12 protein-coding genes are annotated in these 15,281 nt (G+C 70.1%); 5 read left to right on the top strand and 7 right to left on the bottom strand.

Going from position 1 to position 15,281, the window contains the following annotated elements; genetic code table 11:
- Nucleotides 1-14: 14 nt before the first annotated feature.
- Nucleotides 15-1,190 (bottom strand): helix-turn-helix transcriptional regulator, encoded by a 1,176-nt coding sequence (locus tag KDK95_RS30555; protein ID WP_212521808.1) that lies wholly within the window; start codon nucleotides 1,188-1,190, stop codon nucleotides 15-17.
- 63 nt (nucleotides 1,191-1,253) lie between these two features.
- On the opposite strand from KDK95_RS30555, the gene KDK95_RS30550 reads away from it, so the two are divergent.
- From KDK95_RS30550 to KDK95_RS30540, 3 genes are all read left to right on the top strand, one after another.
- Entirely contained in the window at nucleotides 1,254-1,745 is a 492-nt protein-coding gene (locus tag KDK95_RS30550) for a VOC family protein (protein WP_212521807.1), read from the top strand.
- A gap of 13 nt (nucleotides 1,746-1,758) precedes the next feature.
- Entirely contained in the window at nucleotides 1,759-2,772 is a 1,014-nt protein-coding gene (locus tag KDK95_RS30545; RefSeq protein ID WP_212521806.1) for an amidohydrolase family protein, read from the top strand.
- Between the two features lie 128 nt (nucleotides 2,773-2,900).
- A complete protein-coding gene (locus KDK95_RS30540) occupies nucleotides 2,901-4,388 on the top strand; it encodes a serine/threonine-protein kinase (RefSeq protein ID WP_212521805.1) in 1,488 nt (495 codons plus the stop codon).
- A gap of 46 nt (nucleotides 4,389-4,434) precedes the next feature.
- On the opposite strand, the gene KDK95_RS30535 is transcribed toward KDK95_RS30540, so the two are convergent.
- From KDK95_RS30535 to KDK95_RS30520, 4 genes are all read right to left on the bottom strand, one after another.
- On the bottom strand, nucleotides 4,435-6,456 hold the full coding sequence (locus KDK95_RS30535) for an NADPH-dependent 2,4-dienoyl-CoA reductase (protein ID WP_212521804.1): 2,022 nt from the start codon (nucleotides 6,454-6,456) through the stop codon (nucleotides 4,435-4,437).
- 33 nt (nucleotides 6,457-6,489) lie between these two features.
- Entirely contained in the window at nucleotides 6,490-7,056 is a 567-nt protein-coding gene (locus KDK95_RS30530; protein ID WP_212521803.1) for a PadR family transcriptional regulator, read from the bottom strand.
- Nucleotides 7,043-7,459, bottom strand: coding sequence for a nuclear transport factor 2 family protein (locus KDK95_RS30525; RefSeq protein ID WP_212521802.1), 417 nt, complete (start codon nucleotides 7,457-7,459; stop codon nucleotides 7,043-7,045). Before KDK95_RS30525 ends, KDK95_RS30530 begins: the two co-directional genes overlap by 14 nt.
- Before the next feature lie 301 nt (nucleotides 7,460-7,760).
- Nucleotides 7,761-8,954, bottom strand: coding sequence for an ROK family transcriptional regulator (locus KDK95_RS30520; RefSeq protein WP_212521801.1), 1,194 nt, complete (start codon nucleotides 8,952-8,954; stop codon nucleotides 7,761-7,763).
- A 59-nt stretch (nucleotides 8,955-9,013) separates the two neighbouring features.
- Between KDK95_RS30520 and KDK95_RS30515 the strand changes: the two genes are divergently transcribed.
- Nucleotides 9,014-9,937 carry a GRP family sugar transporter gene (locus KDK95_RS30515; protein ID WP_212521800.1) on the top strand — a complete coding sequence of 308 codons (924 nt, stop codon included), beginning with the start codon at nucleotides 9,014-9,016 and terminating at the stop codon, nucleotides 9,935-9,937.
- A gap of 16 nt (nucleotides 9,938-9,953) precedes the next feature.
- Here KDK95_RS30515 and efeB read toward each other — a convergent pair whose 3' ends face one another.
- Together efeB and efeU are read right to left on the bottom strand one after the other, a co-directional pair.
- A complete protein-coding gene (gene efeB / locus KDK95_RS30510) occupies nucleotides 9,954-11,207 on the bottom strand; it encodes an iron uptake transporter deferrochelatase/peroxidase subunit (RefSeq protein WP_212521799.1) in 1,254 nt (417 codons plus the stop codon).
- A 27-nt stretch (nucleotides 11,208-11,234) separates the two neighbouring features.
- Nucleotides 11,235-13,388: an iron uptake transporter permease EfeU gene (efeU, locus tag KDK95_RS30505; RefSeq protein ID WP_212521798.1), complete on the bottom strand. Its 2,154-nt coding sequence runs from the start codon at nucleotides 13,386-13,388 to the stop codon at nucleotides 11,235-11,237.
- A 203-nt stretch (nucleotides 13,389-13,591) separates the two neighbouring features.
- On the opposite strand from efeU, the gene KDK95_RS30500 reads away from it, so the two are divergent.
- Nucleotides 13,592-14,401: a hypothetical protein gene (locus tag KDK95_RS30500; RefSeq protein ID WP_212521797.1), complete on the top strand. Its 810-nt coding sequence runs from the start codon at nucleotides 13,592-13,594 to the stop codon at nucleotides 14,399-14,401.
- The last annotated feature ends 880 nt before the right edge of the window (nucleotides 14,402-15,281 follow it).

Here is a 15,281-nt window from a genome sequence, read left to right as displayed (position 1 = left end):
AGCGCCCAGACGAGCTACGCGAGCGCGCCCTCGCCCCCGGCACGGGCGCTGGTTGCGAGTCGGTCGGCCAAGGCGAGGACGCGCTCGCGTAGCTCGTCTGGGCGCTCGATCTCGAAGGGCCGGTCGAGTGACGCGAGGACGGCAGGGAGCCAGTCGAGTGACTCGACGCGCATCTCGACGCGGACGGAGCGGGCTCCGGTCACCGGCTCTACCACCGCCAGGCTCGCGGGCAGGCGGGACCGGACGTGCTCGGCCGTCGCATGAATGATGACCGTCACCTCGTGGCGGTACGCGGCGGTGGCGAAGCCGGTGAGCACGCTGCGGGCCGGGTCCTCGTGCTCGGCCGGCGGCTCGAACATGCCCGGCAGCGTCCTGACGTCGGTGATCCGGTCGAGGCGGAAGGTGCGCTCCTCGGCGATCCCGGCATCCATCCCCCGGACGTACCAGCGACGCTCGTGGCTCACGATCCCGTACGGGTGCACGATGCGCTCGCTGGGGACGCCCTCACGGTCGGTGTACCTGATGGAGATCGGCCGTAGGTGGCGGACAGCGTCGGCGACGGACAGCAGGACGGTCGCGTCCGGAAAGGCGAGAGTGGCGAGAGCGGCGAGACCGGCGCGATCCGCGGAACCCGCGGAATCAGCGGCACCAGCGCGATCGTCGCGATCAGCGGAATCGGCAGAATCGGCCCGATCAGCGGAATCGGCGGAATCAGCGTGATCAGCGTGATCAGCGGAACCAGCCGAATCCTCGCGGTCAGCGGAATCGGCGCGATCGACGTAATCCGCGTGATCCGCGGTGAAGGCGAGTGCTTCGAGGACGGAGTCGAGCCTGCGGGCCAGCAGCTTCGGCAGGACTCTGCGGATCTTGGCCGAGGCGGTCTCGCCCGCCGTGCCGAGTGCCGTCGCCAGTCCGGCGCGGCGGCCGGCGAGCAGGCCGAGGAGAACGGCCAGGGCCTCGTCGTCGCCGAGCATCAGCGGCGGGAGGCAGTAGCCGGGCGCGAGCCGGTAGCCGCCGTAGCGGCCGCGCACCGATTCGACCGGGACGTCGAGGTCGATGAGGTGGTCCACGTAGCGCCGGACCGTGCGGCCGTCCACGCCGATGCGCTCGGCCAGTTCGGCGACCGTGCGCGTGCCGCCCGACTGCAGGAGTTCCAGCAGTACGAGCACTCGGCTGGTCGGTCGGGTCATGTTTTTCAGGCTAGCGGATATAGAGGACAGGTTCTGTCCGGTATTGCCTCTAGCGTACGAGTCATGAACTCCACTGACTCCACTGACTCCGTGAACCCCGTGAACCCCGTGAACCACGTGAACTCCGCGACCCCCGCGACCCGCGCCAACCCCGCCAACCTCGTGTCGATCCGCATCATCACCGACGACGTCGCCCGCCTCGTCGTGTTCTACGAGAAGGCCACCGGCGGGCGGGCGGCCTGGGCCAACGAGGACTTCGCCGAGCTGTCGACCACCTCCGGCACGCTCGCGATCGGGAGCACCCGCACCGTCGCCCTGTTCGCCCCCGACTCCGCTCGCCCCGCCGAGAACCGCAGCGTGATCATCGAGTTCCTGGTCGATGACGTCGACGTGCTCTTCCGCGAGGTCGGTGCGTGGTGCACCGACTTCGTGAACGGTGAGCCGACTACGATGCCGTGGGGCAACCGCTCACTCCTGGTGCGCGACCCTGACGGCAACCTGGTCAACTTCTTCACCCCGGTCTCCCCCGAGGCGATCAAGAAGTTCTCGCGCTAGAGAGGTCTCGCCGATGCCGAGCACGAGCACGCCGCTCATCGACGTCCACTCCCACTTCCTGACGCCGCGCTACGTGGCGGAGGCGAAGTCTGCGGGCCACGGACATCCCGACGGCATGCCCGGCTGGCCGGAGTGGACCGAGGACGGGCAACTCGCGTCGATGGACGCCTGGGGCGTGGGGACGGCCATGCTCTCGATCTCCTCCCCCGGCGTCCACTTCGGCGACGACGCCGCCGCACGCGAGCTGGCTCGGCACGTCAACGACACCGGCGCCGCGATGCGGGACCGGCACCCGGACCGCTTCGGCCACTTCGCGTCGATCCCGCTTCCGGACGTGGACGGCGCGCTGGCCGAGGCGGTCCGCGCGCTCGACGAGCTCGGCAGCGACGGGATCGCCGTGGAGACCAGCGCCGGCGGCGTCTACCTGGGGCACGAGAGCTTCGATCCGCTCTACGCCGAGCTCGACCGGCGTGGAGCGGTCGTCTTCGTGCACCCCACTTCGCCGCCGCACGCCGCGGAGATCGCGCTCGGCAGACCGCGTCCGATGCTCGAGTTCATCTTCGACTCGACGAGGGCGGCGAGCGATCTGCTGTTCAACGGCGTTTTCACGCGCTATCCGAACATCGAGTGGATCTTCCCGCACGGCGGCGGCGCGCTTCCGCTGCTCGTCGAGCGGATGGAGCTGTTCCGCACGGTGTTCGGGCTCGGCGACGGCACCGGCACAGTCACCGGCACCGACACCGACACCGACACCGACACCGGGCCCTCGACGCAGGAGCAGCTCGGCCGCCTCTGGTACGACATGGCGGGGACGCCGTTCCCGCGGCAGATCCCGACCCTCATCGACGCTTTCGGCCGCGAACGGCTGCTCTACGGCAGCGATTCCTGCTGGACGCCCGCCCCCGGAGTCACCGCGCAACTCGCCTCGATCGACGGCGCCGCGCCGCCCGCGCCCGACCTGACCTGGCGTGAGCTGACCGCCGCGAACGCACGGCGACTCTTCCCCCGCCTGACCGCGGAGTCCTGATACGTCCCGGTGCCCGGACCCTCTGTGTAACAGGCGTCGACGAGTAAGTCGGCGGGATACGCAATCATGGGGGCCGAAGCGGATCGGGAAGGGACGTGGCGCCTCAGATGGGGACCGACGATTTAGAGGTGATAGCCGGCCGATACCGCCAGCTGTCCCGCATAGGCGGCGGCGCGATGGGCGTGGTCTGGAAGGCGCACGACGAGATGCTCGGCCGCACGGTCGCGGTGAAGCAGCTGCGTGACTCGCTCGGCATGAGCAGCAGTCAGATCGACCAGTCGCACCAGCGGGCCCGCCGCGAGGCGCGGATCGCGGCACGCCTGCAGCACCCGCACGCCGTGACCGTCTACGACGTCGTCGAGCACGAGGGGCGCCCGTGCCTCGTCATGGAGTACGTGCCGTCCCGCAGCCTCGCGCAGGTCCTGAACGAGGCCGAGGGCGGTGTGCTGCCGACGGCCGAGGTGGCCAGGCTGGGCGCGCAGGTGGCCTCTGCGCTGATCGCGGCCCACGAGGCCGGAATCGTGCACCGCGACGTCAAGCCCGGCAACATCCTGATCTCGGACAGCGGGTCGGTGAAGATCACCGACTTCGGCATCTCGCGGGCCATCGACGACGTGACCGTCACCTCCACCGGCGAGATGCTGGGTACGCCCGCCTACATCTCCCCGGAGGTCGCGCAGGGCCGGCCCGCCGACGCCGCGAGCGACGTGTTCTCGCTCGGCGCGACCCTGTACGCCGCGACGGAGGGCACGCCGCCCTTCGGCATCGGGCCGACGGCGATGGCACTGCTGATGCGGATCGTGAACGACGAGATCAGGCCGCCCGAACGGACCGGCGCGCTGACGGACACGCTGATGTGGATGCTGAGCCACAATCCGGAAGACCGGCCCAGCATGACCCTGGTGAAGCGGGCGCTGGAGGCGACCACGGCCGAGACGGTCCCCGTCGCGTCGGCGTCGGCCCCGGCCGCTCCGGCGCCGCCGGACAACGTCGCAGAGGTCGAAAAAGCTCCGACCGACACCCGGCCCGTGCCGCCGAAGAAGCGGCCGCGCACGCTGCTGGTGGCGGGAGCGCTGCTGGCCGTCGGCGTAGTGCTGACCGTGGCCGTCGTGACGTCCCTGAACTCGGGCGGCGGCTCGACCGGCTCGCCGGCGATGAACACGAATGCCGCGACGACGACGCACTCCGCCGCCACGCAGACGACGAAGGCCGCCGCCGCGTCCACGTCGGCGGCGGCTTCCAGGTCCGCAACCGCGACCGCGTCGCCGACGAACGCGAAGTCCACGCTGACGATCGCGCAGCAGCTGACGACCGCCATATCGAGCTACTACCAGCTCGTACCCGGCAACCTGCCCGCGGCCTGGAAGTTCATGACCACGGACTACCAGAAGAACCATGCGAAGGGCTACACCAACTACGTGGCGTTCTGGGATCAGATCCAGAGCGCCTCGATCTCGACCCTCACGGCCACGCCGCCGGACACCGTCGTGGCGACCATCACGTACCACTACAAGAACGGCACGAACACGCAGGAGCGTACGAGCTTCACCCTCGTCGAGCAGAACGGCACGTGGCTGATCGCGGAGTCCTCGGTGCTCAGCAGCGGGAACGTGTAGGTCCGAGGCCGCCGCCCCGAGGTCTCCGCGATCGGCCGACGGCGTGTCAGAGCGCCGCGGCGAGCCGGGTGCCCTGGTCGATGGCGCGCTTGGCGTCGAGTTCGGCGGCGATGTCGGCGCCGCCGATCAGGTGCGGGGTCAGGCCGTGCGCGACGAGCTGGTCGTGCAGGGCGCGGTTGGGTTCCTGGCCGGTGCACAGGACGACGGTGTCGACGGCGAGGACGTGCTTCTCGCCGTCGGCCTCGTAATGCAGGCCGTCGGCGTCGATGCGATCGTAGACGGCGCCAGCGATCATCGCGACGCCGCGGTGCTTGAGCTCGGTGCGGTGGATCCAGCCGGTGGTCTTGCCCAGACCCGCGCCGACCTTCGTGCTCTTACGCTGCAGCATCGTCACTTCGCGCGGCGCGGCGGGGCGGGTCGGGGTGGCCAGTCCGCCGGGGGTGGTGTGCTCGGCGTCCACGCCCCAGCCGGCGAGGAAGGCGGCGACGTCGTGGCTCGCGTCGTTGCCCGGATCGGTCAGGTACTCGGCGACGTCGAAGCCGATGCCGCCCGCGCCGAGGATGGCGACGCGGCGGCCGACCGGGGCCTTGTCCCGCAGTACGTCGAGGTATCCCAGCACAATCGGCGCATCGACGCCGGGGATCTCCGGGATGCGCGGGGTCACACCGGTGGCGAGAACTACCTCGTCGAACCGCTCGTCGACCAGCTGCTGCGCGGTCACCGCGGCGCCGAGGCGGACCTGCACGCCGGTCGCCGCCAGCTTGTTGCGGAAGTACCGCAGCGTCTCGTCGAACTCTGACTTGCCGGGCACCTGGCGCGCGATGTTGAGCTGGCCGCCGATCTCGTCCGCCGCGTCGAACAGGGTCACCTCGTGACCGCGCTCGCCCGCGGTGGTGGCCGCCGCCAGACCTGCCGGTCCGGCGCCGACGACGACGATCTTCTTGCGCGCCGTGGTCGGCGCGACGACGAGCTCGGTCTCGTGGCAGGCGCGCGGGTTGACCAGGCAGGAGGTGATCTTCAGCTGGAAGGTGTGGTCCAGGCACGCCTGGTTGCAGCCGATGCACGTGTTGATCGCCTCGGGCGTTCCGGCCGCGGCCTTGGCCGTGAACTCCGGATCGGCCAGGAACGGCCGGGCCAGCGAGACCAGATCGGCGTACCCGGCGGCGAGCAGCTCCTCCGCCTTGTCGGGCGTGTTGATGCGGTTGCTCGTGACGAGGGGCACCGACACGGCACCCATCAGCTTCTTGGTCACCCACGCGAACGCGCCGCGCGGGACGGACGCGGCGATGGTCGGGATCCGCGCCTCGTGCCAGCCGATGCCGGTGTTGATGATGCTCGCACCGGCCGCCTCGATCCGCCGCGCCAGCTCGACGACCTCGTCGAAACTCGAGCCCTCGGGCACCAGGTCGAGCATCGAGAGCCGGTAGACGATGATGAACTCCGCGCCCACGGCCTCGCGGACGCGCCGCACGATCTCGACTGGGAAGCGCATCCGGTTCTCGTACTCGCCGCCCCAGCGGTCCGTGCGCTTGTTCGTCTGACGCGCGATGAATTCGTTGATCAGGTAGCCCTCGGAACCCATGATCTCCACGCCGTCGTAGCCCGCCTCCTTCGCCAGCGTCGCGCAGCGCACGTAGTCCTCGATGGTCGCCTCGACCTCGTCGTCGGTGAGCTCGTGCGGCACGCTCGGGCTGATCGGCGCCTGCAACGGACTCGGCGCCACCAACTCCGGGTGGTAGGCGTAGCGGCCGAAGTGCAGGATCTGCATCGCGATCTTGCCGCCCTCCGCGTGCACGGCGTCGGTCACCACCCGGTGCCGCGCCGCCTCCTCCGGCGTCGTCAGCATCGCGCCGCCCGGGTACGGCCGACCCGCCTCATTCGGCGCGATCCCGCCGGTCACGATCAGGCCCACCCCGCCGCGTGCCCGCTCGGCGTAGAAGGCGGCCATCCGCTCGAACCCGTTCGGCGCCTCCTCCAGACCGACGTGCATCGAGCCCATCAGGACTCTGTTGCGCAGGGTGGTGAAGCCGAGGTCGAGCGGCTGGAGCAGGTGTGGGTAGTTGCTCATCAAGAACTCCATTAGCCAATTCGTTGATTATGGTCAGAGGGCTCGGCGCGCGGCGCGCTTGTCGAGGATGCTCAGGGCCCGCTCGGCCCAGCGGATGTTCTCCTTCTCGAAGGAGCGGCCGCGCATCAACGTCAGGTAGGGCCCGATCCGCTCTACCTGGTCGAAGTACTCGTCCTCGGTGCGGCCGGCCAGCATGCGGGCGCGGCCCCGGTCGTAGCGGGCGAGCTTGGCCCGCGCGTATTCGAGGCGGTCGGCGACGGCCCGGCGCACGGCGTCGAGGTCGCCCGCGTCCACGGCCTGCACCTTGACCAGCAGCTCGTCCCGGATCGCGGTGATTTTCGCGGGCTGCGCGGTGAACTCGCGCAGCGCCTCGCGTCCGGCGTCCGTCAGCGAGAACAGCCGCTTGTTCGGCCGCCGATCCTGCTCGACGACCCGCGCCGTGACCAGGCCCTGCGCCGCGAGCGCCTCGAGCTCCTTGTACAGCTGCTGCGGCGTGGCCATCCAGAAGTTGGCGACCGACGCGTCGAAGCCCTTGGACAGGTCGTAGCCGGACGCCTCCCCCTCCAGCAGCGTGGCCAGGATCGCGTTACGCAGCGCCATGGTCTGCCGCCGCCCCGGCGACCGCCTCGCGGCTGATCTGCTCGAACTGCGCGTTCATGGCGTCCGCGAGCGCCTGGGCGGCGGAGAGCGGACGGACCATGACCATGAAGTCGTCGATCTTGCCGTCCTCGTCGAAGTGCAGGAAGTCGCAGCCGGTCAGCCGCCTGCCGTTCACGGTCGCGGTGAAGACGAACGCGTGGTCGCGGCCGTCCGGATCGCCGATCTCGCGGATGTACTCGAAGTCCTCGAACACCCGCAGCACGCCGCGCAGGATCGCGGCGGTGATCGGCTTGCCCGGGTACGGCTTGAAGGCGACCGGGCTGGTGAAGACGACATCCTCGGCCAGCAGCGCCTCGACGGCGTCCAGGTCCCTCGCCTCGACCGCCGCGCGGAACGGGTGCATCGCATCACCTCGGAGATCTGATACTCAACTTTTTGAGTATGCCTGAGGCCGAGGCTAGGCAAAGAACGCACGCTTGTCCAGAGTCGGGGACGCAGGGTCCGGGCGTCGGGATTCGGGGTCCGGGGGGTCAGGCGTGCGGGTTCGGGACGCGGGGTCCGGGTCCAGGGTCAGGCGTACGGGGTCAGGCGTCCGGGGTCGGGCGTACGGGGTCAGGCGTACGGGGTCAGGCGTACGGGGTCAGGCGTACGGGGTCAGGCGTACGGGGTGCCGGGAGCCCGCGGTCCGGGCTCCTCGGTCCGGGTCACGCTTCCAGGTCGGCGGCCCAGTCGTTCAGGCCCGACTCGCTCAGCACGAGGTCGAGCCCCGCTGCGGCAGCGCCGATCAGTGCGCCCTCGTCGCCGAGCGCGACCGCCCGCAGCGGGATCGGATCGGCGCGGCGGAACGCCATCAGCCCGTCCAGGTACGCGGCGTCGAACTCCTCCTCCGCGGCGGCCCGGATCAGCGGGGCCACGCCGCCCAGCGTGACGACGTCCGGATCGTGCGCGTTGACGAGTCCCGCGATCCCGGACGCGAGCGCCCGCGCCACGCGCCGTACCGCGTCGGCCTCGGCATTGCCTTCCCCCTGGCCGGCAGCGTTCGCGGCGGCGGCGCGTTGCAGCACCTCGTATGCGAAAGCCCGCGGGTCCTCCGGCGGCGGGGCGCCGAGGTGACGTGCCAGGGCTCTGCCGTCGACGTCGTTGTCCCAGCAGCCGCGAGCACCGCACAGGCAGCGCACGGACCGGTCGCCGAACGGCATGTGCCCGTACTCGCCGCCCGCGCCACCGGCCCCAACCACCGGGACTCCGCCGACGACGAGGACGCCGCCGAGCCCGACCTCGACGGTCAGATGCAGCACGGTCCCCGCGCGCACCCCGGCCCCGCCGCGCGCCTCGGCCAGGCCCGCGAGCGTCGCGTCGTTGCCGATCAGCAGCGGCAGCGCATCGTCCGGCACCATCCCGGACAGGTCGGTCGGACCCCATTCGAGCGGCGCCGCCTGGACGAGGCGACCATGGCGCACGGCCCCCGCGACGGCGACTGACACGGCCCGCAGCCGTCGCCCGTACCGCGATCGGAGACCGCTCAGCACCTCTGCGATCGGCGGGACGATCTGCTCGCCGCCGCCCCTGCCGTGCCGCCGTGCCGCGACCGTGACCGGCCGGCCGTCGATCTCGCTGATCGCGCAGCGCCAGTCCTCGTAGCGCACCTCGACGACCGCGACCAGCGGCCCCCGCGGACTCGGCCGCAGCCGCGTCGTCGGCCGCCCGCGCCCGACGACCGGCGCGGGGATCTCGTCGAGCAGGTCCAGCCCGCGCAGCCGCGCGGTGATCTCCGTCGCCGAACCGCTGCCCAGCCCGAGCCGGCGCGCGGCCTCGGCGCGGGTGACGCCCGGCGTCCTGCGCACCTCGCCCAGGATGCCGAGCGCGCCCGCCCACCGCGCGTCACGGGGTCTTGCCATCGGACCTGCCCCTCTTTATGCTCGATCATCGAGGATAAAGCGCGGCAAAGGGGTGGGCAATGACGACGCTGCTGCTCTCGCTGGCGATCGTGCTCTCGTGGGGCTCGTGGATACCGATCGCGCAGTCGGTGCCGGGGGCCCGGCAGTCGACGAGGACGCTTTACGTCACAGCGGGCAACCTGGTCTTCGCGGCGATCGCACTGGTGGTCGGCGGCAGCGCCGGACAGCTCACGCTGGGCTGGAAGGTGTTCTGGCTGCCGCTCGTCGGCGGCCTCGTGTGGGTGGGCGGCAGCTTCTGCGCGTTCCGGGCCACCGAGACGATCGGCCTCGCGCGAGCTGCCGGGACGTGGACGCCGCTGAACATCATCGTCGCGTTCATCCTCGGCGCGCTGCTGTTCAACGAGCTCGCCGGCATCACCGCGGCGCGCTACACGATCATGGGCGGCTGCCTCGTGCTGGTGCTCGTCGGCGTCTTCCTGATCATCGGATCGCAGAACTCTGCTGACGCGGGTGACGGCGCCGGTGACGCCGGCGTGAGGGCCGCGCCCGCGATCTCCCTGCGGACCGGGTTCGGCTTCGCGATCGGCGCGGGCTTGCTGTGGGGCGCCTACTTCGTCCCCGCGCAGTGGGCGCACGTGCCGTCCCAACTCGGCAACTTCCCGCTCGCGGTCGGCATGTTCGTCGGCGCGATCATGCTCGCGGCGCGCGACGGCGGCATCGTGCGGCCGGCGCCACGGCACAGCGCCGTGCTGCTCACGTCCGGCCTGCTGTTCGGCATCGGCAGCGTCGCGCTTCTCGGCCTGGTCTCGCGCGTCGGCACCGGCGTCGGGTTCACGATCGCGCAGTTGAGCCTGCTGGTGAACGCGAGCGCCGGCATCTGGGTCTTCAAGGTGCCGCCGCCCGGATCCCGCGCGGCACGCACGGCCATGGCCGGAATCGTGCTGGCGGGCGTCAGCGGCACCGTCATCGGCGCACTGCGCTAGGCGCGGCCAGGCGGGGCTAGGCGAGCAGCCTGCTGGCGTACCAGTCGCTCGCGTCCGCAACGCCGGGCAGCGCGTAGAAGTAGCCCCCGCCGAAGGGCTGGACATAGTCGATCAGCGGCTCGCCGATCAGCCGCTTCTGCACGGTCTCGAACTGCCGCTCCAGATCCTGGTTGTAGGCCACGAAGATGTGCCCGGCCTGGATGTCGCCGTTCTCGTCGAGCCCGAGATCGTAGTTGTACGAGCGCCGGATCATCCGCTGGTTCGCGGTGGCCGAGGTGCGCGGGTTCGCGAGGCGGATGTGCGCATCGAGCGGGATCACGTCGCCGTTCGGGTCGGCGGCGTAGTCCGGCGTGTCGGTCTCGGCGTTGCCGTCGAGGGGGGCTCCGGAGTCGCGGCGGCGGCCGAACATCGTCTCCTGCTCGTTGATCGAGACCCGGTCCCAGAACTCGACCAGCATCCTGATCAGCCGGATCACCTGGTAGGTGCCGCCCTTGGCCCAGGCCGGCTCGCCGCTCGCCGACCAGACCAGGTCGGAGGCGAGCGAGCCGGTCGGGTTCGCGGTGCCGTCCTTGAACCCGAGCAGGTTGCGCGGGGTGCCGGAGGGCCGCGGCGGGGAGTTGTAGCCCTCGATCTTCCAGCGCAGCTGCATGCCGCCGCGCGTGTGCTTGGCGATGTCGCGGATCGCGTGGTGGACGGTGTCCGGGTGGTTGGCGCACAGCTGCAGGCTCAGGTCGCCGTGCATCCACGCGGACTCCGGCGAGTCGTTCGGGAAGATCGTCATCGGCTTGAGCTTGGCCGGCTTGAGCGAGGCGAGGCCGTAGCGGTCGTCGAAGAGGCTGGAGCCGACGCCGAGGGTGACGGTCAGGCCGTCGGCGGGCACGTCCGGGCCGAGCACGTCGCTGTCCGAGGGCGGCTGGCTGATGCCGAGGTTCTCCGGCACGCCGCCCGCGGTCAGGAAGCGGGCCCGCTCGGTCAGCGTCTTCATCAAAGCTGTGAGATCAGCCTTCGACGCCGCGGTGGAGTCGAACGCCGCGAAGCAGGAGAAAGCCTGCTTCTCGCCGGGGGCCGGCGTGAGGATGCCGGACTGGTTGACACCGTGGAAGGGGTACGACTCGGCGGTCGCGACCCCGCCGGAATTCGCGGCATCGGCGTCCGCGTGGGCGCCGCCGATCAGCACGCCACCGGTGACGGCCGTACCCACGGCGCCCGCCGCCGCGCCGCGCAGGAAGCTGCGGCGGTTGAAAGGGCAGGACGATTCTTGCTCTGACATGGTTGCAGGACCTTCGATCGTGGGGAATCAGGACGCGGACGGCGGGACTTCGAGCAGGTCCGGCACCGAGGCCAGCGTCTCGAGCAGCGCGCCGATCGCGGCATCGACCTTCTGCCGGTCGGCGAGCGGGGTGTCGTCGAGCGACTCCCACCGGCCGTCGACCTTCGCGTCGTTCAGTGCCTGCTGGAGGGCCGCGAGCTGGCTGTCCGCGGTCTCGACGAGGCCCGGCGAGCGGGCGTCGATGAGAGATTCGAGTTCGGCGAGCACGGTCTTGTCGACTTCCGTGTCGGCGTACGTCATGGCGTACGCCGCGCCGGCGCCCTCGTCGTCGATCCCGGACAGGTGGTCGCGGATCGCGTCCTCGATGATCTCGTGCGCGCGGAGCGGCAGGTTGGTCGGGTCGCCCGCGATGTCGTCGGTGGTGAGGTTCTTCTGCACGCTGGCGACCTCGCTCGCGAGCTTGTCCACGACCGGAAGCAGCCGCGCCCCGTCCTGACCGTGGTAGAGCCCGTATTCGATGCGGTGCAGACCGGTGAAGTCGGGGTCGTTCACGCCCTGCTCGAGCCCGTCGGGCAAACCGTCGACCGCGACGCCGGCGTCGCCGAAGCTGTCGTACGAGGCGCCTACCTTCTCCCAGGTCAGCTGCGCGGCGAGCCAGTCGGCCTCGGCCGCGGCGGTGTTGTTCGCGGCGATGTCCCGGCGCAGCGTCGCGATCTGCGTCTGCAGCGTGGCCAGGTCGGCCGCGGCGTACTTCTGATACTGGTCGTTCGGTCCGGTCAACTCGGCCACGGTGACCGGCTTGACCGCGAGCGGCGTGCCGGACGGGGACTTCCCGGTGACCTGGACCGTGGCCGAGTCGACCGCGGAGCCGCTGTTCATCAGGCAGCGGAAGGTGTACGAGCCCGAACTGAGAGTCGCGGTCATCGAGGCGGTGGTGGCCGGCCCGAGCGTCTCGATCTCGCCGACGATCGCCCCGGCGGCGTTGACGAGGTTGATCTCGCCCGCCTTGCCGGACTCGTTGTCGACGTCGAAGGTCTGCGTGCCGCTGCTCGCCGAGGTCCATCCGGACGCGCACGACGAACCGGTCACCTTCACCGTCGTGGTGGAGGCCGCCGCGGCGGCGGGCAGCGCGGCGATCGTCACCCCGGCGGCCACCGCGGGCACGACGACGAGCACTCCGGCCACAGTCCACGGCCGGTTTCCGGCCAGTTGCTGCCACCGCCCGGCGGCCTGCGGCACTGCCTCCGGCCTGGGCTTCGACTCACTTACCGTTGCAGTCGCAGTCGTCGCCGTCGCCGTCGCCTCAGCCTCGCGCTTTGCCTTCGCGGCCGCCAGCGCCACGGTCGCCGCCCGGCCCGCGCCGATGAACGCCGGGATGACAACGACGAGGTAGCCGAGCCACCCGACGACCTGAAGCACGGTCAGCTTCGGCGACAGGTCCGTGATGCCGGTGATGATCGAGACCCACCAGGAGTTCGGATCGATGTGCGCGGTCATGTCGAAGGCGATCCACTGCTGGCCCGGCAGCAGCCCGGCCTCCTGCAGGTCGCCGAGCCCGTACGCGAGCACGCCGGCGGCGATCACGATCAGCAGGATCGCCGTGCGGTTGAAGAACACGCCGATGTTGATGCGCACCGCGCGCCGGTAGAGCAGCCAGCACAGCACGACCGCCACGGCCAGGCCCAGGCCCGCGCCGACCAGCGGTGCGACGGTCGAGCCCGAGGCCTTGACCGCCGTCCACATGAACAGCGTCGTCTCAAGACCCTCGCGGCCCACGGCCAGGAACGCGGTCAGCGTCAGCGCGCCGGCCCCGAGGATCGCCGCCCGCCGCACCTCCCCGCGCAGGTGCGCCGAGAGCGTCGCCGCCGTCCGCCGCATCCAGAAGACCATCCCCGTGACCAGCCCGACCGCCAGCACGCTGAGCACACCGCCCACCGCCTGCTGCCCCCGCGAGGAGAGAACGCTCGTCGAGTACGTCAGCACCGCCGCGAACGCGCCGGACAGCATCACCGCCCCGAGCACCCCGAACCACACCGGCGCCGTAGAGACCGGCCGCTCCTCGCCCTCCGGCGCGGTGCCGGCCTTCCGGAGCGCGGCCAGCAGAATGCTGACCACCAGCCCCGCCTCAAGTCCTTCCCGCAACCCGATCAACAGGTTCGGTGCAGCGTCAGCCCAAGTCATGGGAACTAAGGTAAGGCATACCTAATATTGTCGCGCAAGCAGGGCCCCACTGTGACCCGCGACACACCATCTGACGGCGGGCCCCCAATCTAAGTCGAACACCGGCACCCGGCCGAAGTACCGGCGGACTCGGGAGCGGCCGGACGGTGTCGCTCGGCCGGTCGAGGCAGTACGCTCCCGGCAAGACCTCGGGAGGGCAACCTGTGAACAGATCATTGACATTCGTAACCGGTGCCGCATTACTGCTCATACTCGCCGACGCCGGCACGGCCTCGGCTGGCACGGTCCTACCGAGCGGCAGCGTGCTGACCGGCTCGGCCTCGCAGCAGTACTCGTACACCACGTCGCACCCGTACTGGTCGGTCACCGCCATACAGCCGACGACCAGCTCGAAGTACTTCCTCGCGCTCGACGACAAGAACGGCAACCAACTCCAGGCGAGCGACTACGGCACCGGACTGACGAACTTCATCGCGGTCGACTCGAACTCGGGCACCGAGCCGTACCAGACGTACTTCCCGTTCGTGAACGCCATCACAGCCGGCTCCTACTGGATCCAGGCGCAGTACGGTTCCAACGAGGTCAGCATTCCCACGCCGACCCATCAGGGCACGACCGGCGCCGGCGACACCGACATCAGCTTTATGAGCCTGAACAGCAACAACGTAGTGTCGATCGCCGACATCTACTTAACCGCCGGCGAGTCCTTCTGGGCCACCACCCCGATCGCCGCGAGCGAACTGTTCCTGCTCGAGGCTAACCCGGCGTATTCCTCCACGTTCATCCAAAACCGCGCCGACGCCACGATCAAGCAGAAGACGCAAGTCATCGACAACTGCACGCTCTACACCGCGTCCGTCACCGGCTGGCACGCGCTCGTCCTGATCGACGACACTCCCCCGGTCACCACCAACCCTCAGCAGGGCATCGCGTTCGGCGTGCATCAGTACGACGCCACGTATCCGAACTACTGCCCGATGGCGGACTTCCCGGCCGCCACTCCCGGCCCCTGAAGTCGCGTAGGGATTCGCGGTGCGCCCCGTTCCGCTGCGAGTGGCGGAACGGGTGCCAGCCAAAGGACGGTGCGGCGGTCTAGGGTGGCAGCTTTCGCAAGCATCGGCGCTGGCGAAGGAGGCGCTCAGCCGAGGAAACGAGCAAGCTCGCAGAAGTCCTGAACCGGCCGCTCCAGGGAACCGCCGTCCACGAGCATCACCCGGCGCGTACGTGGCCAAGGACGACACCTCGCGGAACATTCATCGGATTCACCTGTAACGGCGCCGAACTCGTCATGTGCACGGCGAAGAACGCCCCCGAAGCCCTGGTCGCTGCGCTGGCACCGGCCGTCGCCCCGACGATCGAGACCGAGGACCACCCGCCAAAGGAACTGCTGGTCCGCTGCCGGGCCGACTCGACGTCGTCGACGGCGTCGAGGAGAGTCGGTCAAGCGACCCACGGGGCCTGTGGAAGCGCCTGCAAGCACTCGTTCACCGGCTTTGACCTCACTTCAAACGAATCAGGATTCACCGAAGCCCAGCTCCGCTACCTTCGGCCAATGCCCGACGATGCGCTTGTCGTCCGCATTCACGGGCACTGTTAGACACCCAACCTCCCAGCCCCCATACACCGATCCCTTGCTGAAGGGTCGCCTCTGCTCGCAGTTTTGCCTGACTGCGTCGGCTGCGGTTCCACCCTGGAAGCCGACATCCTCAACATCAAGGTCCAGGTCAACGTCCTAAAGTCAACGCCAAACTCGCCTCCGGCGGCCCGACTCAGATAGCCCCGGGGGTATTGGTTCAGCCGCCTATCGCCCATTCCACACCTTTTGTCAGACCCGCCACATACACTGGAGGTAGTTGATCGGATACGGTGCGGATGGGGGCGGGTGGCATGGAT

Source organism: Actinospica acidithermotolerans (assembly GCF_018139625.1).
Taxonomy (GTDB): Bacteria; Actinomycetota; Actinomycetes; order Streptomycetales; family Catenulisporaceae; genus Actinospica; species Actinospica acidithermotolerans.
This window is presented reverse-complemented; position numbering and strand designations above follow the sequence as displayed.